Origin of the sequence: Streptomyces odonnellii (assembly GCF_000981895.1) — a bacterium.
Classification (GTDB): Bacteria; Actinomycetota; Actinomycetes; order Streptomycetales; family Streptomycetaceae; genus Streptomyces; species Streptomyces odonnellii.
Window position 1 is genome coordinate 1 of the sequence record NZ_LATD01000157.1, and the last position, 18684, is coordinate 18684.

The 18684-nt window shown below is 65.9% G+C and carries 17 protein-coding genes, 1 tRNA gene and 6 pseudogenes; 10 read left to right on the forward strand and 14 right to left on the reverse strand.

Annotated features, from left to right (window positions below; genetic code table 11):
- Positions 1 to 85, forward strand: a tRNA-Leu gene (locus WH07_RS15950).
- Here the strand turns inward: WH07_RS15950 and WH07_RS37550 are convergent.
- A complete protein-coding gene (locus WH07_RS37550; RefSeq protein WP_232788922.1) occupies positions 67 to 1257 on the reverse strand; it encodes a recombinase family protein in 1191 nt (396 codons plus the stop codon). The genes WH07_RS15950 and WH07_RS37550 overlap by 19 nt on opposite strands.
- On the opposite strand from WH07_RS37550, the gene WH07_RS41145 reads away from it, so the two are divergent.
- Positions 1236 to 1628, forward strand: a complete 393-nt coding sequence (locus WH07_RS41145) for a hypothetical protein (RefSeq protein WP_232788925.1) — start codon at positions 1236 to 1238, stop codon at positions 1626 to 1628. The genes WH07_RS37550 and WH07_RS41145 overlap by 22 nt on opposite strands.
- Before the next feature lie 569 nt (positions 1629 to 2197).
- On the opposite strand, the gene WH07_RS41970 is transcribed toward WH07_RS41145, so the two are convergent.
- From WH07_RS41970 to WH07_RS15980, 5 genes and pseudogenes are all read right to left on the reverse strand, one after another.
- The gene (locus WH07_RS41970) at positions 2198 to 2428 is read right to left on the reverse strand and encodes a hypothetical protein (RefSeq protein WP_332836358.1); all 231 of its coding nucleotides are present in this window, start codon (positions 2426 to 2428) and stop codon (positions 2198 to 2200) included.
- Positions 2429 to 2914: 486 nt separating this feature from the next.
- Positions 2915 to 3220, reverse strand: a pseudogene (locus WH07_RS42140) (DNA cytosine methyltransferase); the annotation flags it as partial.
- 25 nt (positions 3221 to 3245) lie between these two features.
- Positions 3246 to 4127 (reverse strand): TRM11 family SAM-dependent methyltransferase, encoded by an 882-nt coding sequence (locus tag WH07_RS15970; protein WP_046500565.1) that lies wholly within the window; start codon positions 4125 to 4127, stop codon positions 3246 to 3248.
- On the reverse strand, positions 4128 to 4667 hold the full coding sequence (locus WH07_RS15975; RefSeq protein WP_232788918.1) for a hypothetical protein: 540 nt from the start codon (positions 4665 to 4667) through the stop codon (positions 4128 to 4130).
- 456 nt (positions 4668 to 5123) lie between these two features.
- Positions 5124 to 5333 (reverse strand): hypothetical protein, encoded by a 210-nt coding sequence (locus WH07_RS15980; RefSeq protein ID WP_046500567.1) that lies wholly within the window; start codon positions 5331 to 5333, stop codon positions 5124 to 5126.
- A gap of 119 nt (positions 5334 to 5452) precedes the next feature.
- Here WH07_RS15980 and WH07_RS15985 point away from each other — a divergent pair, with 119 nt between their 5' ends.
- The 3 genes and pseudogenes from WH07_RS15985 to WH07_RS15990 all read left to right on the forward strand — a co-directional run.
- Positions 5453 to 8428: an NACHT domain-containing protein gene (locus WH07_RS15985; RefSeq protein ID WP_079023267.1), complete on the forward strand. Its 2976-nt coding sequence runs from the start codon at positions 5453 to 5455 to the stop codon at positions 8426 to 8428.
- On the forward strand, positions 8409 to 9122 hold the full coding sequence (locus tag WH07_RS37560; protein WP_232788923.1) for an ABC transporter substrate-binding protein: 714 nt from the start codon (positions 8409 to 8411) through the stop codon (positions 9120 to 9122). Before WH07_RS15985 ends, WH07_RS37560 begins: the two co-directional genes overlap by 20 nt.
- Positions 9123 to 9691: 569 nt before the next feature.
- Positions 9692 to 9871: pseudogene (locus tag WH07_RS15990) on the forward strand (IS110 family transposase); the annotation flags it as partial.
- Here the strand turns inward: WH07_RS15990 and WH07_RS38860 are convergent.
- Positions 9862 to 10678, reverse strand: a protein-coding gene (locus WH07_RS38860) for an IS5 family transposase (RefSeq protein WP_106409587.1) whose coding sequence is annotated in 2 segments (ribosomal slippage) — positions 9862 to 10335 and positions 10337 to 10678 — 816 coding nt in all. Because the reading frame shifts where the segments join, the coding sequence is not laid out codon by codon here. The pseudogene WH07_RS15990 and the gene WH07_RS38860 overlap by 10 nt on opposite strands.
- A 53-nt stretch (positions 10679 to 10731) precedes the next feature.
- Positions 10732 to 11138, reverse strand: a pseudogene (locus WH07_RS41975) (transposase); the annotation flags it as partial.
- Between the two features lie 109 nt (positions 11139 to 11247).
- Between WH07_RS41975 and WH07_RS15995 the strand changes: the two are divergent.
- The 3 genes from WH07_RS15995 (at position 11248) to WH07_RS16005 (ending at position 13351) form a co-directional block, all read left to right on the forward strand.
- Positions 11248 to 11685, forward strand: coding sequence for a glutaredoxin domain-containing protein (locus WH07_RS15995; protein WP_046500569.1), 438 nt, complete (start codon positions 11248 to 11250; stop codon positions 11683 to 11685).
- A gap of 155 nt (positions 11686 to 11840) precedes the next feature.
- Positions 11841 to 12643 (forward strand): IS5 family transposase gene (locus WH07_RS16000; RefSeq protein WP_232788924.1). Its coding sequence is split into 2 segments (ribosomal slippage): positions 11841 to 12189 and positions 12189 to 12643, totalling 804 coding nucleotides; the frame shifts between segments, so codons are not numbered across the junction.
- Positions 12644 to 12754: 111 nt separating this feature from the next.
- Positions 12755 to 13351 (forward strand): hypothetical protein, encoded by a 597-nt coding sequence (locus WH07_RS16005; RefSeq protein WP_052744407.1) that lies wholly within the window; start codon positions 12755 to 12757, stop codon positions 13349 to 13351.
- A gap of 248 nt (positions 13352 to 13599) precedes the next feature.
- Here WH07_RS16005 and WH07_RS41150 read toward each other — a convergent pair whose 3' ends face one another.
- Positions 13600 to 14016, reverse strand: coding sequence for a hypothetical protein (locus WH07_RS41150; protein ID WP_232788919.1), 417 nt, complete (start codon positions 14014 to 14016; stop codon positions 13600 to 13602).
- Between WH07_RS41150 and WH07_RS41155 the strand changes: the two genes are divergently transcribed.
- Complete coding sequence (locus tag WH07_RS41155; protein ID WP_052744409.1) at positions 13996 to 14352, forward strand: ArsR/SmtB family transcription factor; 357 nt, start codon at positions 13996 to 13998, stop codon at positions 14350 to 14352. The two genes, WH07_RS41150 and WH07_RS41155, sit on opposite strands and share 21 nt — an antisense overlap.
- Before the next feature lie 230 nt (positions 14353 to 14582).
- Here WH07_RS41155 and WH07_RS16020 read toward each other — a convergent pair.
- A pseudogene (locus WH07_RS16020) lies at positions 14583 to 14762 on the reverse strand (IS701 family transposase); the annotation flags it as partial.
- 6 nt (positions 14763 to 14768) lie between these two features.
- On the opposite strand from WH07_RS16020, the pseudogene WH07_RS37585 reads away from it, so the two are divergent.
- Positions 14769 to 15627, forward strand: a pseudogene (locus WH07_RS37585) (ISL3 family transposase); the annotation flags it as partial.
- Between the two features lie 63 nt (positions 15628 to 15690).
- Here the strand turns inward: WH07_RS37585 and WH07_RS37590 are convergent.
- The 4 genes and pseudogenes from WH07_RS37590 to WH07_RS16040 all read right to left on the reverse strand — a co-directional run.
- Positions 15691 to 16122: pseudogene (locus tag WH07_RS37590) on the reverse strand (transposase); the annotation flags it as partial.
- A 121-nt stretch (positions 16123 to 16243) separates the two neighbouring features.
- On the reverse strand, positions 16244 to 17059 hold the full coding sequence (locus WH07_RS16030) for an ATP/GTP-binding protein (protein WP_046500573.1): 816 nt from the start codon (positions 17057 to 17059) through the stop codon (positions 16244 to 16246).
- A gap of 60 nt (positions 17060 to 17119) precedes the next feature.
- The gene (gene fabG / locus WH07_RS16035; RefSeq protein ID WP_046500574.1) at positions 17120 to 17824 is read right to left on the reverse strand and encodes a 3-oxoacyl-ACP reductase FabG; all 705 of its coding nucleotides are present in this window, start codon (positions 17822 to 17824) and stop codon (positions 17120 to 17122) included.
- 151 nt (positions 17825 to 17975) lie between these two features.
- A complete protein-coding gene (locus WH07_RS16040) occupies positions 17976 to 18545 on the reverse strand; it encodes a hypothetical protein (protein WP_046500595.1) in 570 nt (189 codons plus the stop codon).
- Between the last annotated feature and the right edge of the window lie 139 nt (positions 18546 to 18684).

Sequence of the window (18684 nt, forward strand, 5' to 3'; positions counted from 1 at the left end):
GTCCGGGTGGCGGAATGGCAGACGCGCTAGCTTGAGGTGCTAGTGCCCTTTATCGGGCGTGGGGGTTCAAGTCCCCCCTCGGACACGTACTGGTAGCCCACGGGGTGCCGAAGAGTGCTGGTTGAGATCCATCTCAGCCAGCACCTTTTGTTTCCCGGAGTCGTAGGTGAGAGTGAGCCCGAGCTGACGGTAGATTTCAGCCTTGTCCTCACGCTCGGCCTGGCGTACGACGGCGGCGAGGTTGCCGATGGAGCGGACGAGGCAGGCGATCTCGTCACGTGACATACGGGCGCCCTGATCTTTGGTCACCGTGCGTAGTTCTGCCTCTGCACGGGCGCGGCGGGCTTGGGTCTCGGTGATCCACTGGGTGATGACACTGGGGTCGGCGCCTGCTTCGAGGGCGGCGCGGTGGGTGGCGAGTTTCGCGTCGCATTCGGCGATTGCCGCGCGGGCTCGCTCGATGGTTGCGCGGTCGGAGTCGTGACCGGGGGCGGCAGCGGCTGCCATGAGCTCGATGGTGTCATTGATGCGGTGAGGCAGGAATACCGTGGCGAGCCAGTCGTCGAGCGGGGCGAGGACCCAGGTCTCGCGAAGGTAGATGTTGCGGGGGTGGTGGATGCGGTTGGCGAGCGCGTACTCGGTGGGGTAGCGGCAGCGGTAGTAGGCCTGGTCGTGTGCCCAGTGTCCCTGCATCTTGCGCCGGCATGCGGCACAGATGACTGCCCCGCGTAGGACGTAGGTGTTACGGGTTCGCCGGACGCCGTGGGCCGGCCCTGTGCGGGTACGGGAGTTCAGGATGTCCTGGGCTCGGGCGAAGGTGTCGTCGTCGATGAGCGGTGTGTGGACGATTTTCTGAGAGATGATCCACTTGTCCTGGGTGTTCCAGCGCATCTTGGTGGTGTGACCGAGGGCGACGTCGTCGATGTCCAGGAGCACTTCGTACTTGCTTTGCCTGTTCCAGATCTGGCGGCCGGTGTAGCGGGGGTTGGTGAGGATGGCACGGACGGCGCTCTTGGCCCAGGCGCGGGTGTCGCGGTGGGAGTTGCGGGCCGCGTCGTGGGCGGAGGGGCTGGGGATGCCGTCGCGGGTGAGGCCCTCGGCGATGGCGAAGAAACCCAGGCCGCGCAGAATTCCCTGAAGATGCGGACCACGATGGGGGCGGTGGCGGGGTCGGGTTCGAGGCCGTAGAGGCGTTTCCCGTCGGCGGCCTTGGCCGGGTTGGGGTGCGGGCCGAGGTGGACAAGCCGGTAGCCGTATGGCGGCCGACCGCCGAGGTAGCGGCCTTCCATCAGTGCCTGGGCGGCCATGGCGGCGCGCACGCGCACCTTGATGCGCCCTCGCTCGCCTTTGGACATGCCGCCGAACACGGACATGATCAGGTCGTGCGCCTCGTTGTCGGGATCGATGGGGCCGCCCACTTCGGGTACCCACAAGGGCACGCCGTAGTGGACGAAGAGAGGGAAGGTGTTGCCGAACTGGTTTCCGTAGAAGGCGCGTTGGGGTTCGCCGATCACGACCGCGTCGAAACTGCGGTCCGGTTCGGCGAGAGCGGCCAGCAGGGCCGCTGCGTGGGGGGCGGCGTTTCCAGGGCAGGGCGCGGCTGTGACCGATATCGAAGTACTCGGTGACGATCTCCCCGCCAGTGGGTTCGACGAGGGCTTGGGCTCTGCTGAGCTGCCACAGCCGGGATGCTTCGGGGTCCTGGTTGTCCTCGGTGGAGACACGGCCGCTGAAAGCGAATTTCACGGTGGGCCGTGCGGAGATGTTCTCGGCGGGTGGTGCTGGGCGGCCAGGGCGGAGCCATGGAAGGTGTTGATCACTGATGGTCATCATCGTGGACTGTCCGTAGATGGTCGGTGGTCGACCACGGATAGCTCGATAGCGCCCGGAGGGCCAGTCAGGACGTCAACGCCGGAAACCGCGTCATCCGACGGCTCCGAGGAGACGTGACGGGTGAGGACGCGTAGCAGCGCGGCAGCGGTCGGCACGTTGAGCTCGGGTGAAGACGGGACCACGACGACACGGAATCCGTCGGGCGGCGTATCGCGGGCAAGGTGCCGGGTCACGCCACGTGCCCGCGAACGCTCTTGAACCTGTTCGGCGGTCGCCCACTCGGCTGAGGCGTGCGTGCGAGCTGCGGCGCCGTGCCGCTGGTGGCTGCCGGATGGAGACGGGGCGCTCATCGCCCGCCTCTTGTTCAGGTACCGCGCTGCCGAGGTGAGCTGCATTCGGGAAGCAGGAGGTTCATCGCGTGCGTGGCTTGCTGCGGAACGACGCTGTTGCCGAGCAGGCGGAGCTGGGCGGCGCGGGAGACCCCGTCGTTCTCGGTGACCCAGCCTTCGGGAAGGCCCATCATCCATTCGACGAGTCCGGCGGAAAGCCGGCGTGTGCCGGGCTGGGTGGGCATGGGCGCGGCACGGTTGGTCACGTGCTCCCATCGGCGGATGGCTGGCAGGTAGTGCCCCCACCAGTGGGCAGGTGAGTGACAGCCGTCCGCAGGTTCATGCCGCCTTCGCGTTTCGGGGTCGTGCCCACACCGCCCTTCCCGTCCGACAAGGTCGGGGTGGGCAGCAGGCACTCGTTCTCGTCCCGTGCCGTGTCCGTGGCCCGCGTACAGGCAGCGAGCGTCGCCGCAGTGGAGGCGAGGGTGGGGCTGCCGTCGCCGTGGCATTGGTTCGGTGAGCCTTTGGCACCGTCGCTGGCCCTGGGCGTGGGCAGGAGGTGTTCGACTTCGTCGGCCAGGGTGGGGCCGTGCCCTCCTGCCCGCCGCCTGTCGGGGTGCTGGGAGCCCCCGTTGGTTCCGAGGTTGGCTGTCGGTGTCTTGAACAGCGGCTGGTCGTGCAGGTGTTGCGGGCCAGGCGATGAGGAATACGCGTTCTCGGCGGTGTGGGGCTCCGATGTCAGAGGCGCGTAGGCATGTCCAGTTCGTGTCATACCCGAGGTCGGCCAGGTCTGCGAGTAGCACGCCCAGTGCCCGCATACAGGGTGGAGCGGGTGGGCTTCCCATGCACTGCGGGCAGGGTTCCATGTGGCGAAGGGGGTGGGTTCCGGCTCGGGTGGAGAGCAGGCCGCGGACATTCTCGATCACCACCAGACAGGGGCTGAGCGCTTCGATGGCGCTGGCGATGTGGTGCCACAGGCCGGAGCGGGAGCCGGGAGCGAGCCCGGTGCGCCGGCCGGCGACGGAGAGGTCCTGGCAGGGGAATCCTGCCGTGAGCACGCATACGGGTTCGGCCTGTTGCCACTCAACTGCGCGTAGGTCTCCCAGGTTCGGGCTGCGTGAAGATCAGCACGTCCTCGTGCTGGATCACAGAGAGCGGGATGCCCAGGCGGCGTGCGTGGCGGACGTTCTTCATCTGGAAGAACGATGGCCGGGCGACGAGCTGGCTGTCGCGGATGCCGGCGAGGAGTGCGACGCAGCGTTCGGCGGGAACCAGTCCGGCGGCTTGGCCTGCGGCGAGGACGGCGGAGGGCAGGTCGATGAGTTCGCCGCGTTCGCGCCAGGGGCGGGTGGTGACGACCACGGTGCCGCCGGGGCGCAGGACGCGGCGGCACTGGGTGAGGATCTCGGTGAAGGCTTCCAGGAGCCGGTCGGTGGAGGCATGGGCGAGGTTGGCCGGGTCGCGGCTGTAGCGGAAGTCCCTCTTGACCAAACCGCGTTCGCCGGTCTCCCGGGTGGAGCGGAGATGGCCGTGCACCGAGTTTCCGTAGGGCGGTGAGGTGACCACCAAGTCCACCGCGCCATGGAACACCGCAGGAACGAGGCTGGTGAGGTGGCGGGCGTCGCCGCAGAGGACCGTGCCGGTAACTGCACCCGGATCCTGGTTAGCGCATCTGGCGTTGAGAGCGGCGAGTCTGGCCCCCTGGGGTTCGTATTCGATGCCGAGTGCGTTGCGGCCGAGGCGGATGGCCTCGACGAGTGTGGTCCCGATACCGCACATCGGGTCGAGGACCAGATCGCGGGGGCGGGTGTAGACGCGGATCGCGTGCGCGGCCAGGTTCGGCAGCATCTTGGCGGAGTGGGCGGCCGAGCCGGGCACGTAGCGGCCGTTGCGCTGCACGCGGGCGCAGGTGGAGGCGGTGTTCCACACCGAGATCAGCGAGGGCACGGTGAACTCCTGCGGCATTCAGGCGTGGTGAATCGCGGACAGGACGACCAGATCGCTGTGCGTGACCCCCGGGCTGGCATCGGCAGGCGGGTCGGGTACGAGCTGGTCCTCGACAGCGTGGGCGTGGGTGATGACGATGTGCTGGAGGTAACGGAAGCCCGCAGTACGTGCGGCGGCCACAAGTGAGCCGAGCGGGTCGGTAAACCCCCTGGTGTCGCGGCGCTGGCGGGTGGCGAGCAGGAGCAGACCACCAGCGGGCAGGAGACGGTGCGCGCGGTAGAAGAAGCCGGGCCATCCGTCCTCCATCGCCCCGGGCATTTCGTTCACAGCCGACGCCAGGGGGCCCTCGGGCAGGGTGTCTGGCTGGAGTTCGGCGAGCAGTACCGGTGTCCCGCTGGGTGTGTCCTCGGGGTTGCCGGTGTAGGTGGTGCAGCGGGAACGGGCGTCCATGCCGGGTGCGGCGTCCCGGATGGAGACCTTGAGCAGGGGCGAGGGCAGGCGGCCTGGGCGGCGGGTGAACTCGGTACGGATCTTCTCGATGGCCCAGTCCGGCAGCACGCGGCCAGGAGCGGGCGCGGCGTTGGGTTGGTCGGGGGCGGGGAGCCAGATGGAGGTCGGCAGAGGAGAGACGGAACGGGTACGAGCGGTGCTTCGACCGCGAGACGGTGTGGCGGGCATCGGCAGGGCGCCGGGGGAGCGGGGACCGGATCCGTCTCGTGCTGACGAGAAGTAATAGAGAAGCAACCGGACCGGATTGTCATCGCCTCCCAGGGTGTTCGAACCCCCGATGTGCGGGAGATTGCGTGGGCAGGTGCGGCCTGAACTCGGGAGTTGGGCTCCTTCGTCCAGGTCATCCGGTTGACGGGCCAGAGGTGAGCCACTCGCGAGCCAGTGCCGAGCCACCTTGCGGCGGTGTTCTGGGCCAGAGCAGGCGCGAGGAAATTGCTCTGTGTTCGAACCGCCGTAATGGTTGCCGGGGCACACCAAGGAGCGTGCCCGGTACCATCGTGGGTTTCATAGCGCTGTGTTGACGAAGGTCAGCAGCGCCAGGGACAAGGTGGCACTGCCCGCGAACGCCAAGCCTCCGCGGAGCAGGGCCGCGGGGTAGGTGGCTCCGTCAATGCGGGCGAGCAGGCCGGCCGCGGCGCCTACGAGTGCGCAGAACAGGGCGACGACAGCCAGGAGCAAGGCCAGAAGCGCCAGGTGAGCGGATGAAGTGTTCATGCCTTTTCCCGAGTGGTGGGTGACGGTGGTTCGATGAATTTCGCGGGTTTGGCGTTCAACGGGGTTCAGGCCGAACAAAGATGGATGAAGACGGTCACCCGAGGGCGGAGAGGCGGAACATGGGGGACGCGAACAGCGATCCGTTGGCGGAGCTGGCGCAGCGTTTGCGGAGGCTCAGGGCGCAGCGGGGTTTGCAGGTAGGCGGGTTGCAGCAACGGACTGGACTGGGGCGGACAACGGTCAGCCAGGCGCTGAGCGGTCACACGCTGCCGTCCGAAGCCACATTGGTGGCACTGGCGAAGGCGTTACGTACGGACGTGGAGCCGTTGCTCGCCTTACGCCAGGCCGCGTACGCCTCAGACGCTCCTTCGGGATCTCCGCAGAAGGCCCAGCGTAGGTCGGTGCGACCGGCTGTGCAGCGCTCGTTCGAGGACCGGTACCGCAGTTACGTGGTGGAGCGGCATTCTCAACTGACGGTCGTGGGGCTGGATCTGAGCCAGCCGGAGCGGGCGAGCTGGCCGCTTGACGCCGCGTACCTGAGTCTGGAGCTGTCACAGCGGCCGGAGAATTGGCCCGGAACCGACGAGGAAGCGGACCGGCCGACTCTCGTGGTAAAGCGCGCTGAGCACGCGCTGGCCAACTGCCGCCGGGTACTTCTCCGAGGGCTTGCCGGGAGTGGGAAGACGACGCTACTGCAGTGGCTGGCCGTGGCCACGGCGCGCGATGAGCTGCCAAAAGAACTGGCCGACTGGCAAGGACGGATACCGTTCGTCCTGCCACTGCGGACTCTCGTGAGACGTGGGCCTCTTCCGGAGCCTCATGAATTCCTGACCGCGGTCGGGACGCCACTAGCTAGCTCGCAGCCTGACGGTTGGGCCGATGGTGCCCTCTCTCGCGGCGAAGCACTCGTTCTGGTTGACGGGATCGACGAGGTCCCCCAGGAGCAGCGGAGCGCCACGCGGGACTGGCTTGAGCGGCTCTTGGCCGCATATACGGAGGCGCGTTTCGTGGTCACCACGCGGCCTTCAGCCGTTCCCGAAGGCTGGCTCGCCTCCTCGCGATTCACCGAATTGTCGGTACGGCCCATGAGCGCCACCGACACGGGGCTGTTCGTCGGGCGGTGGCATACTGCCGCCCGGCACAGCGCGGCGACCGATGCCGAACGCTCACACTTGGACGGTCTCGAAGCAACGCTCCGGGTGACGGTACGCGCTCAGCGTGACCTGGCGCAGTTGTCCAGCACACCGCTGATGTGTGCGCTGATCTGTGCGCTGCACCGGGACCGCCGCGGGCATCTGCCCCACAGCCGTATGGAGCTCTACGAGGCCGCACTGTCAATGCTGCTGGTCCGACGTGACCGCGAGCGCAGTATCGACCTGCCGGAGGGCATTCAGCTCACCGAGCACCAGAGCGTTCAACTTCTCCAGCGTCTGGCCTACTGGCTCATCCGCAACCGTCAGACCGAGATGGACCGTGCCACCACGCTGGCCTTGGTCGACGGCGCGCTGCCGGCTATGCAGGCGGTGGCCGAGCAAGGTACCGCCGAGCAGGTCCTGGCGCACCTGGTCAGCCGCAGCGGGCTCCTGCGTCAGCCCACGATGGACACCATCGACTTCGTGCACCGCACTTTTCAGGACTACCTTGGAGCCAAGGCGGCCGTTGAAGCCCACGATTTTCCGCTATTGATTAACAATGCTCACGACGACCAGTGGGAGGACGTCATACGCATGGGCGTCGCCCACGCCCGGCCACTTGAGAGCGCTGACCTGCTACGCCGCCTCGTCGAACGCGGTGACGTCGAGGGCGAATATCGGGCCAGACTCCACCTGTTGGCAACAGCCAGCCTGCACTACGCCACCGAAATCGAGCCCGATGCCCGCAGTTTGGTTGAGGAACGTGCGCGCGCCCTCATGCCTCCCCGCTCCGATGAGGAAGCGGACGCACTTGCCGCGCTGGGACCGGGCATTCTCGACTTACTACCAGGGCCCCAGGGTCTGGAAGACGATGAAGTGGACGCTGTCGTCATGACTGCCGCCGCCATCGGCGGCGACCAGGCTTACGCCTTCCTTCAGCACTTCGTAGAGTCCTCGCCTTCCTTCTCGGCAACCCACGAACTGGTCCAGGCCTGGGAGCACTTCGATGCCTACCAGTACGCACAAGACATCCTGCTCCCCGTCAGAGACCATCTGCATTGGGAGGTAAAGACTGACGATCAGCGCAACGCATTGCGTATCCTGAAGCCCGTCACCAGCGTCACGTTCGAAGAAGCGTTTACCGAAGACGAGATCATTGAGCACCTCTCACCCAGGCAAACTAAAAGATTAGAGATCTATACTGGTCAGTTGCTCAGGAATTTAAAATTCATTCGCGAACTCGGCGCCTTGGAAGAGCTCACCCTTGCCGGATGCAATCACCTTAGACACCTTGAGGACCTTGCAGGTCTTCCGTTAACCGATCTGAGTCTGCTCGACTTTCCAGAAGAATTTTCGTTTGACGCCCTAAATTCCCTGCCCGCCCTCACGGAACTCACGCTCCATACTCGCTTGCCGTGGGAAAGTTTGGCGGGGTTGCCGGCGCCGGACAATCTTACTTCGCTGACCTTGGGCACCAAGGCCGAAACATCACTAGCCGGCATCTCAGGGCTGCAGCAGCTAAGGGAACTGGTAATCCATTCCGTGCCTGAATCTGCAGAGTGGCAGGAAATTTCAACGCTTCCACGCCTGGCGGAACTATGTGTTTCGAAATACAATCTCGCCAGGGCTGTCCCCATGGATAGCATTACTTATCTCCGACTGATTCCCCTACATTCAGACATGCAATTAGATTTAGTTCCTCGGTTCTTCCCTAACCTTGAAAGAATCTTCATCAACTGTCACGCGCAACTGGGAAACGTTACTGACATCGCCCCGCTGAGCGAAATCGACGGGCTGCGGATCTCTTTGAGCTATGTGGGCCGCGTCGCTGGCCTAGAGAATTTCAGCCCAGATAAAGTTAGCCTGCACCCACGTCCACGGACAGCAAGCCTTTCCGAAATCAGTCAAGCCGCTGGACAATGTTCACTGCCGCAAGGCCATCATCTTCGCTGTCGACCATAAGGAGCTTCAAACGGCCCGAGGTGGACCAATCGTTGGCGGCGATATCGCCCCGAATATGCTCCCTCTGTCCATTGCAGGCTCCGACCGAACCTACGATCTTTATGGCGTGCTCGACAACAACGGCAAGCCGAACCTTGAAAAAGCCAAGAAGGAACTCCAGGCGTGCGGCAAACCGAACGGCTTCTCTACGACCATTGCCGTGCGCAAGAACATACCCGTCGAGTTGGAAACCGCTGCAGCCCTGAAGAAGGCACTGAGGAAAGTTAATATCACCACCACGATCGACCCGATTGACGGCGCCGCAACGTTTCGAGTATTTCAGTCACCCAAGGCGGTGAAGGATAGAGGGTACGGCATCATCCTCTGGGGTTTCGCTGCCGATTTTCCAACCGGTCAAGGTTTCTTGCGACCCTTGGCCGATGGGCGATTTATCCTGGAGGCGGCTAACATCAACCACAGTGAACTCAACGATCCGGAGATCAACGCGCTGTTCGACGATGCAATTGTCGAACGAGATCCGATCAAGGCGGGAATAATTTACCGGCAGATCAACCGCAAAGTCTCCGAGAATGCCGTTTACCTGCCCATTACTTATGAAAAGATCACGATGTGGCGCGGTCCTCGATTGGTCAATGCATACGCAGCCGACTCCTACTATGGCCGCTATGACTACGTGTCATTTGGTGTGAAATAGAAAATTACTTATTGATCCGAAACGCTTTGGGTTCAGCGTTGACGGTGTGTGAGTGAGCTGGTGGGGGATGTGCGAACTGGTCGTCGAGTACGACCGGGTGGGAGCGCGTACCTTCGCGTTTCTGCTGTACACCGTCGACCGCCACGAGGGTGCGTTGTACTGGTGGCGCTTCGCCGCAGGTGCTGGCGATCTGCTCGCCGCCTACCACGCCGCGGTCGGATCCGTTCCCGACGCCCGGGTGTGGCGGGCCTTTTCCCGGATGCTCGGCTACACCGAGCAGCACGTGCCCCAGCCAGTCCGCGTCCCCCGTTATCTTTTTCGCGGTCCTGGAGGAGGGCCGCTGGCCTCGGGGCCCGGCATGGCTGTTCCCCCTGTCGAAGGTATGACCTGGGGGGTGGTGTCACCGGGCCCGAGAGGCGTCGTTGGAGACGCTGATGAGAGGTCCGACTACCGCCTGGCCTGGCGCAATGCCCGGCATCCCGCGGGCGGTAGGTCTGCATAACGTGGATGCGCGCATACGACGCCAACGCCCTGGCCAGCACCGCACGAACCCTGTTCCGGAGGATGGTTTGTACGACATCGACGACGTGGGCGTCTTCCTCGGCCTGGACGTCGGCAAGAGTGCCCATCACGGGCACGGGCTGACTCCGGCCGGGAAGAAGGTCTTCGACAAGCAGCTGCCCAACAGCGAGCCGAAGCCGCGGGCCGTCTTCGACAAGCTGGCCGCTAAGACCGTGTCCTACATGGTCAGTTTGAGGAACCGTTTGTAGCAGCAGAGAGCGGATGCCAGTCCGAGAAAGGCGAGGTAGTTGCCTGGTTTCCGCTCATAACGGTGGTTGAGACGGCGGTAGCCGGTCAGACAGGACATGGTGCGTTCGATGACCCACCGTCGGCGGCCGAGTCGTTCACTCGAGTCGATGCCCTTGCGGGCGATGCGGACGCCGATGCGCTTGCCCCATAGCCATCGCCGCAGGTGAGGGATGTCGTACGCCTTGTCTGCATGAAGGCGCACAGGTTTGGAATCGGTTGCGTGGGATCCGTGTCCCATGTGGAAATGGGACAGCATCGGCTTCAGAGCGAGGCTGTCGTGGGTGTTCGCCGCGGAGAGCCCGACCCGTAAGGGCAGTCCGTTCGCGTCGGACAGGACATGCATCTTGGAACCGGGCTTACCCCGGTCCACGGGGCTCGGACCAGTGAGTTCGCCCCCCTTTTTTAGCGCGGACACGAGCGGAGTCGAGGACCGCACGCGACAGGTCGACCAGGTCTTGCCCGTCCAGGAACTGGAGAACCTTCTGATGCAGCCGGCCCCAAACTCCGGCGCGGGACCAAATGACGAAGCGGCGATGCACGGTCGACTTCGACGCTCCGAAACACGGCGGCAGCGCCCGCCAGGCACAGCCGCTGACCAGGACGTGAATGATCGCGGCAAACACTGCCTCATCATCGATGCTCGCGACTCCACCGCCCTGCGGACGCACCCTCGCCGCTGGCAGCAACGGCCTTGCCAACTCCCACAAGCCGTCCGGAACGATCCATCCCCACCGTCCACTCCCCATGCCCAGCACAACCGCCAACTGACCATGTAGGACACCGTCTAAGGAGGAATGTCGACGTGGCAGAACAGGCGATCGGCGCTGGTGGGAGCGTCGGGACGGAGCCAGTTGCTGACGTCGGCCGCGAGGACCAGGCGGCCGTCGCTGGCCTACGGCATGGGCAAGCCGGCCAGTACCTGCCGCAGCCGGTGCACGTCGATGTTCCCGCTGTTCAGGGCGTCAGGGCGACGTACATGGCGCCGTGCCGCGCCGGTGCTCAGCCACCAACGTTCAGGTCCACCGGCGCCCTCACCGGCCCGTCCGCACACAGCAGCGCGTCCGTGAGGTCGAACAGTTCGCCCCGCGAGCGGTCGGACAGTCGAATAAGTCCTCCCGGAAGCGTGACGCTTTTCGCGAATGCTTCACCCGGAACATGATCAGGCAGCAGACTCGCCTTCACGGCCTTGGTCGTGGTCACGTGCATCCTTGGTCGGAGCGCCTGATCAGACAAAGGCCGCCTCAGCGTCCGGCGAACACCCAGGCGAGCGGCCCAGTTCGAGGAGCATTTCGACTCATCGATAGCCTGCATCACCATGATGCGCGCTTGGATCCTGCCGATGCTGCTTGTGCTCAGCGGCTCAGCCGTCGCGACTGCGCAGGTCTTGAAGGGGAGCCCTGGCACAGCCGCAGCACTCCTGCTGGTGTTCGTGGCGTTCGCCAGCATGAACTCACCCCTGATCTTCCCGAGGCCGATCGGTGCGCAGGAGGCACAACGCCGCAGCGCGGTCGACGGACGACCGATCGTCTTCTGGCGACCGGGCTGCAAGTACTGCATACGACTGCGCATCCGGCTGGGCCGCAGCGCCCGCCAGTTGCATTGGGTCAACATCTGGCGCGACCCGGCAGGAGCGGCAGTGGTGAGAGCAGCCAACGACGGCAACGAGACCGTGCCGACCGTCGTCGTGGCGGGCCAGCCCCACACCAACCCCGATCCCGAATGGGTGCGCGAACAGCTCTTCCCTTCCGTGTGATCAGAAACCGCGCCCTACGGCGACGCGTCCGCAGACGCATGGACCTGACGCACAGCCTGGCGCCGGGGAGCCGACGCCGTGTCTTCCCAAGTGGCCCCTTCACTGGTGTCTAAGAGATCGTCTCAACTGGCTTGATCACTAGGCTGACTGCCGTGATGGCGATAGCCGAAAGACTGGTTTCGGACGGATTGTGGGAGCTGTTCCAGCGGGTGGTCCCGGCTGCACCGGTACGCCCGCAGGGTGGCGGCCGACGTCGGTATGGGGATCGGCAAGTGCTGGCGGCGATCGTGTTCGTAGCCACGACAGGCTGTACGTGGCGGCAGCTGCCGCCGGTCTTCGGCCCGTCGGGGCCTACCGCACACCGGCGGTTTACCGAGTGGAGCCGGGCACGGGTGTGGGGCAAGCTCCACCGCCTGGTCTTGGACGAGCTCGGCGCCCGCGGCAAGTTGGACTGGTCGCGGTGCGCAATCGACTCGGTGAACGTGCGGGCAACGAAAGGGGGGACCTTACGGGTCCGAATCCCGTAGATCGCGGTAAGAAGGGATCAAAGATCCACTTGATCACTGAAAGGACCGGGCTGCCCCTCTCCATCGGGATCTCTGCCGCAAACATGCACGACAGCCAGGGCCTGCAACCCCTCGTTCGCGGCATCCCGCCCATCCGCTCGCGCCGTGGACCGCGTCGACGCCGGCCCGCAAAGCTGCATGCCGACAAGGGGTACGACTACGACCATCTGCGACGGTGGCTGCGCTGTCGGCACATCACGCCGCGCATCGCCCGTAAGGGCATCGAGTCCTCCCCGCGGCTGGGGCGCCACCGCTGGACCGTGGAGCGCACGGTGGCGTGGCTGGCCGGGTGTCGCCGCCTGCACCGCCGCTACGAGCGCAAGGCCGCGCACTTCTTGGCTTTCGCTGGCATCGCCGCAACCCTGATCTGTTACCGCAGGCTGGTGGCCTGACCGAAGGAGGTGCCGAGGCTGAGATGATCCATGGCGTAACCAGTTGCCCCACCAGGGCCTCGGACTGTTTCTTCACGCCGAGGCCGTGTGAGTACACCAGCGAGGTAGCCCGTGCCCGACTATCTGGCCGCCGTCACGGCGATGCTCGGACCGGCTCAGAACCGCTATGCGGACCCGTCGGCGTGGGACCGACTCCACGCAGAGTTCGACGTACGACTGCCGTCCGACTATCAGGTTCTCGTCGATGCATACGCTCCGATCGAGCTCAACGGCCATCTGTCCCTCTCCCGCCCGGCGACCGAGCGGTGGAACTTGGGCCAGCGAATACGGGATACGATCCGTGCCTGGTCTGAGGTGTCCTGGGGCGACCTCGACGCGGACGAGGACCCTCGCCTGCTGTTCGGACTCAAGGAGCTGAACTTCGGCACCCGCGACGGCCTGTGGCCGATCGCGAGTACCGACCGAGGAGAGACGATCTTCCTCATTGCTGCGTCTGACACCTCGTGGCTCCTCGTCGAGGACGGAGAAGGCGGCTGGTCGCAGCACCGCATGAGCTTCGCCGAATGGCTCTACCGCTACCTCATCGGCGAGGATATGGCTGGCCCCAACAGCTCCGCCTTCTATCCCGGCCAGGTGCAACTACGCAGGCTCCCGATGACTGCCGCCGAACGTCCAGAGCCCTGGAGCAGCCCGAAACGCGGCATGTAAGCCTGTCCCACCGCAGCAACTGGATGACGCTCCAACGCGAAAAGCAAACCAAACGAGACGACCTCTAAGGCGAGCTGTCGGCGCGCTCGCCGAGCGGCTGTCCGGAAAGCGTCGGGTTATCCCGACAAGGCGAGCCCGACGTGTCGGGATAACCCGACACCGGAGACCGCTGCGCCGAGGCTACAGTCACGCGAAGGGGCCGGAGCCACTGACATTGGCGCCGGCCCCCGCTGTTCATGTGCGCCAGGTCAGTCGACGTCCTCGTGTGGCTTGAGCAGCGCGAAGTACGTTGCGCGCTGCTCGTCGGTCAGCTTGCCGTCGAGCGAGAGGTCCCTGCGCAGGGCACGTAGCGTGTCGGTCGGCGGTACGTTCCACGTCGTGTGGGCCTGACGCTGGATCTCCCCGATAGTGGCGTACGCCTCGCCGGGGAAGTGGCGGATGAACCAGTCAAGCATCTTGCCCACTGGCACTGTCAGGTTCAGCAGAAACCAGGACCCCTTCTCCTTGGCCTCCTCGGCGTAGTCGGCGAAGTCGTGCATTACCGTCCCCTGCACGACTGTGCCGAGGGCTTCGGCAGGGATGATCTGGTCGAGGCTGACCGCGACGGACCAGGAGAGCACCTGGCCGGACGCGGCCTGCTTCTGGTGCCCTCGGTCATCTGCCACCGCACCCCTGTCACCTTCATCGACCCTGGACTGCCGCCCGTCCTCGTCTACCCCGTCACCAGGGAGCCCGGCTGGTGGGCCGACCCCACCGAACGCACTCCAGGAGACGCACTTGTCCGCCTGCTCGGGCCCAGCAGAGCCGCCGCACTACGTGTGATCGAATACGGATGCACCACCGGTGAACTCGCCCGGCGTATTGGTGTCACCCCGCCCACCGCCAGCCAGCACACCGCCGTCCTCCGGGAAGCGGACCTGATCGTCTCTCTTCGCCACCGCAACACAGTGGTCCACACCCTTACCCCCCTGGGAAGCGCACTCGTCACCGCGAACCCCTGACCAGTCCCCAGGTCCGAAACACGCACTCAGACGCCGGGCCCCGTGCTGCCGTCCGCATCGTTGAGGACAAGGCGCTGTTCCACGGCACGACGGGATTGGCCTGAATAACGACTACCTAGTAGGGCTTGGTCAGGTTGGTATCGGTTCTGGCATGTTGCGGTGGCAGGTGGGGCAGGCGCCGGTCCAGACCGCGAGGAGCGACTGCAGTTCGCGGGCGACCTTGTAGAGGCTCAGGCCGGCGCCGTCTCTTTTGGGGACCGGGTGATGCGCTGGAGGGTGCGGAAGGCGTGGGCGGCGGAGACGAGGGTGACGTGGTGGTGCCAGCCTCTCCAGGTGCGGCCTTCGAAGTGGGCCAGGCCCAGGGCCTGCTTCATCTCGCGGTAGTCGTGCTCGATCCTCCAGCGCAGTCGGTCCTGCGGGTGATTGGCGTGGACGATTTCGCCCTGCGCCGCCGTCGCCGCTACGCCACGATCATCACGGATGCCGAGACCGGTCGCGAGGCGGCCATGCTGGAGCCCTGGCTGCGCGAACATTCTGGTGTCGAGGTCGTGTGCTGTGACGGCTCGGCCACTTACGCCGAGGCCGTACGCCGTGCCCTGCCCGACGCGGTGCAGGTCAGCGACCGATGGCACCTCTGGCGAAATCTCTGTGACAAAGTCCTGCTTGAGGTCCGCTCGCACGCCGGCTGCTGGGCCACCATCAACCCGCACCGCCCCGGCGGAGTACACGAGCAGACCACGCGCGAACGCTGGAACAAGGTCTACATCAGTCCCTGTCACCCACCTGTTAGGGGAGATCGGGGAGCTGGGTTGCACCGGCAGCGCGAACCTGCTGGTCCGCTATCTCAACCAGGGCCGTGCTGAAGGCGACCGCCCGGTCACAACCCCTCGTCACGCCAGCCGCCTCTTGTTCACCGACCCCGAAAACCTGCGTCCGAGGGAAACGACCCTGCTGGAGAAGATCGCAGCGGCCTGTCCGGAGATGACCGCACTCGCTGATCTGGTACGCGGCTTCGCCGCCCTGTTGAAACCGGCTGCGGGCAACGACGTGAAACTCACCGAGTGGGTCGCGGCGGCCCGTGCCGCCGACCTGCCCCACCTGCGCAGTCTCACAAACGGTCTCGAAATCGACCGGGCCGCGGTGGACGCCGGCCTCACCCTGCCCTACCACAACGGCCACACCGAAGGCGTCAACACCCGCACCAAGAGGATCAGGAGACAGAGGCACGGGCGCGCCGGATTCGACCTTCTCCGCCATCGCATCCTCCTGCCCTGACAGATACCCAGCGTTACCACCGACTACGGCCCCCAGCCGCTCGCTTTGACAGTCCCGCCTGACGCCAGTCTTGAGCAGGGATCTGGCGATGTGGTTGGTCGGGTTGCGGAAGCCGAGTGTGGAGCCACGGAAGTGTTCGAGTCGGCCGTTGATCGCTTCGGCGGGTCCGTTGCTGGTGCCGGGACGGTCGAAGTGGGCCAGCCGTCGGGGGCTCGTTTCTTCAGCGTCCGTCCCGGGCTGGCGACCTCGACGAGCGCGGCCGGACCCCGGTGCTGACCGAGTCCATGGGCTTGGTCATGAGCTGACGGCCCTTCGCCCGGTCGGGTTCGCGGTAGGCGGCGATCACGCGCTGGTAGCGGCAGCGGTCTTGAATCCCGTGAAGCCGTCCATCGCAATGACCTCGGCATTCTCCCGCCAGTCTTGAGGGCGTTCGGCGAGCCAGGTCTTGAAGGCCTGCTTGGAGCGGTCCTCGACCAGGTCCAACCGTGCTGTGGGGTCAGGCTGCGGCGAGTCCGATGCGCAGTGCGGCAAGTGCAGGGTCTGGAGCGCGACACCGGCCGGTGCGCGTTGTGGGTCGCACACCGGCCCGTCCCGTCCGCCAGAGCGGTCGCTGCCGTCAGAAACGCATCGCGTACGAGATGCGCCGCCGCAGGGACTTGACCCGCTGGGCCTGGTGGAAGCGGGCGTCCTGTTCCAGGACGCGGGTGGCCTCGCGTACGCTCGCGCCAGCTCGTTCGATTGCCTCGTCGAGCGGCATCACCAGGGGCAGGCCGAATATCTCGACGATCCGCTCCACGCGCTCGCGGACACTGCCGCCCACCACGTGGTACGGGATCTCCAACTCCTTCAGGGTCTCGATCAGCAGTTCGTCGGACATCCTGCGGAAGGGTTCGGAGACTGGCCGGTGGCCGTCGGCCTTCATCTCGAACTCGACCGGCAGATGCACGTAGGCGTCGTAGATCCGCTTGGCGCGCGCCTTGGCGACGGCACCGTAGGCGTCCATGTACTGGCGGTAGAACCGCTTGACCGGCAGTCCGGCGACATTCTTTGCCGTGCGTACGAGCAGGTTGGCGCCGGGATTGATGCCGACCCGCATGCGGGCCTCACCGTAGATCCACTCGTGGATCACGGAGCCGTCGGAGATGAACGGTCCGTTGCCCGACTCGTTGTGGATCCGCTCCTCGAGCCGGCGCAGGCCGAGCATCGTCAGTTCCATGGCGCTCAGTTCCTGGACCTGCTTGCCCGGGACGAGGTCGAGGAGGATCTCGCGCGAGGTCAGTGCGTGCGTGCGGGGGATGCCCGTCGCCATCGACAGGGTCTCGGTCGTGGTGCTCTTGCCGCTGGAGTACGTTCCCGAGATCGCCAGGTGTAGACCGCGCTGCGGGACGTCGGGGGCGGGTGTGCTCGGGGCCGGGATGCTCGTGTTCCCCATGGTGTGTTCTCTTCCCGTCGTGAATGGCCCGGCCGCGGCCGGGGTGTGGAGTGGAGGGGGTCAGCCGCCCAGGCCCAGGCCGCCGCTGACCGGCAGGACGGCTCCGGTGACGAAGCGGCCCGACTCACCGGCGAGGTAGCGCACGGCGGCGGCGACGTCAGCCGTATCCCCCGCGCGGCCGAGCGGCGTGATGGACAGCAGGTGGTCGCGCCGACGGTCGGTGATCGCGCGGCTCATGGCCGTGTCGATCAGGCCGGGCGCGACGACGTTGACGGTGATGTTCCGGGGGCCGAGTTCCCAGGCGAGCGAGCGGGCCATACCGAGCATTCCGGCCTTCGCCGCCGCGTAGTTGACCTGTCCGGGCGCCCCGTACGCGTACGTCATGGACGAGATCAGGATGATCCGCCCCCAGCGTGCCCGCACCATGCCCCGCACCGCGCGGCGGACGGTGCGGAAGGCACCTTGCAGATTGACGTCGACGACGTCGGTGAAGTCCTGCTCGTCCATGCGCAGGAATAACGTGTCTCGGGTAATGCCCGCGTTGACGACGAGCACTTCGACCGGCCCGTGCGCGGTTTCGGCCTTCTCGAAGGCCGCGTCGATGCTCTCCGCGTCCGTCATCTCCGCGTGGACGCCGAGCAGTCCGTCGGGCGGTGCGGTGTCGCGGTGGGTGACGGCGACGCGGTCGCCGTCCGCTGCCAGGGCGGTGGCCACGGCGAGTCCGATGCCGCGGTTGCCGCCGGTGACCATGACCGAGCGTCCCATCAACCGCTCCTAGGGGCAGTGGTGTCGGGCCGGTGCGGACGACGCCAGCGGGTCCGTGCGAGATTGCGCGTGGCGGTCTCGGCCAGCAGGCGGCCGATGTCCCGCTGGCTGAGGACCGGGTCGAGGGGCTCTGTGTGCTGCGGCGGCTGCTTCATCGGACCGCCTCGCGGCTCGTCGACGCCGCGCACGGGCGCCCGCCGTCGGCGAACAGGTATTCCACGGCTGCCTCCAACCGGTCCGCCGTCAACGCGCTCGGCAGCAACCGCCGGGCGAACCGGGGGCTCTGGGGCATGCCCAGCCGGATTTTCTCGATCAGCAGCGGCGGCAGGAGCGCCATCGGTGTGCGGGCCAGCGCCGCGTCGCTCTCCGCGAGGAAGCGCGCGGCGCGCTCACGGTCTGTCTGCGGCAGCCAGTCCAGGAACGGCAGCCGGACCTCGACGACCTCGTCCTCGTCGTCCGCGAGATCCACACGGCCAGCAGCCACGAGATCGCGCACCACTCGGCGAGGGGCGGCCTGCCACTCCTCGCGCAGCAGCGGCAGGCGACGGTGGGCGTCGTCCAGCAGGACGAGCAAAGGGCGTTCGTCGTCGAGGTACTCGCGCAGGAGGGCGCGCTGTTCTTCGTCCGGCCACAGTCCAGTCGGGGTCCATTTTCTCCTTCCGGGCTCGACGGCGGGCTCGTTCCAGAGCACGCGGGCCGGTCCCTCGAGTATGACGAGCACGTCTCCTAACCGGAGCGTGGGCGTAAAGCGCATTGATGTGTTTCCCCCGTTTTTCTGCCACGAAATGTGCGCGAAAAAGTTCGACTTCGCGCATGCCGAATCACCGGGTCGGCGGACCGTACGTTCCGGAGAATCGGAA

Excerpts from the sequence above, each read along its gene's own strand:
- WH07_RS15970 (WP_046500565.1), bottom strand. The coding sequence starts at position 4,127 with ATGCCGCAGGAGTTCACCGTGCCCTCGCTGATCTCGGTGTGGAACACC.
- WH07_RS15980 (WP_046500567.1), bottom strand. The coding sequence starts at position 5,333 with ATGAACACTTCATCCGCTCACCTGGCGCTTCTGGCCTTGCTCCTGGCT.
- WH07_RS15985 (WP_079023267.1), top strand. The coding sequence starts at position 5,453 with ATGGGGGACGCGAACAGCGATCCGTTGGCGGAGCTGGCGCAGCGTTTG.
- WH07_RS15995 (WP_046500569.1), top strand. The coding sequence starts at position 11,248 with ATGATGCGCGCTTGGATCCTGCCGATGCTGCTTGTGCTCAGCGGCTCA.
- WH07_RS16030 (WP_046500573.1), bottom strand. The coding sequence starts at position 17,059 with ATGGGGAACACGAGCATCCCGGCCCCGAGCACACCCGCCCCCGACGTC.
- fabG (WP_046500574.1), bottom strand. The coding sequence starts at position 17,824 with ATGGGACGCTCGGTCATGGTCACCGGCGGCAACCGCGGCATCGGACTC.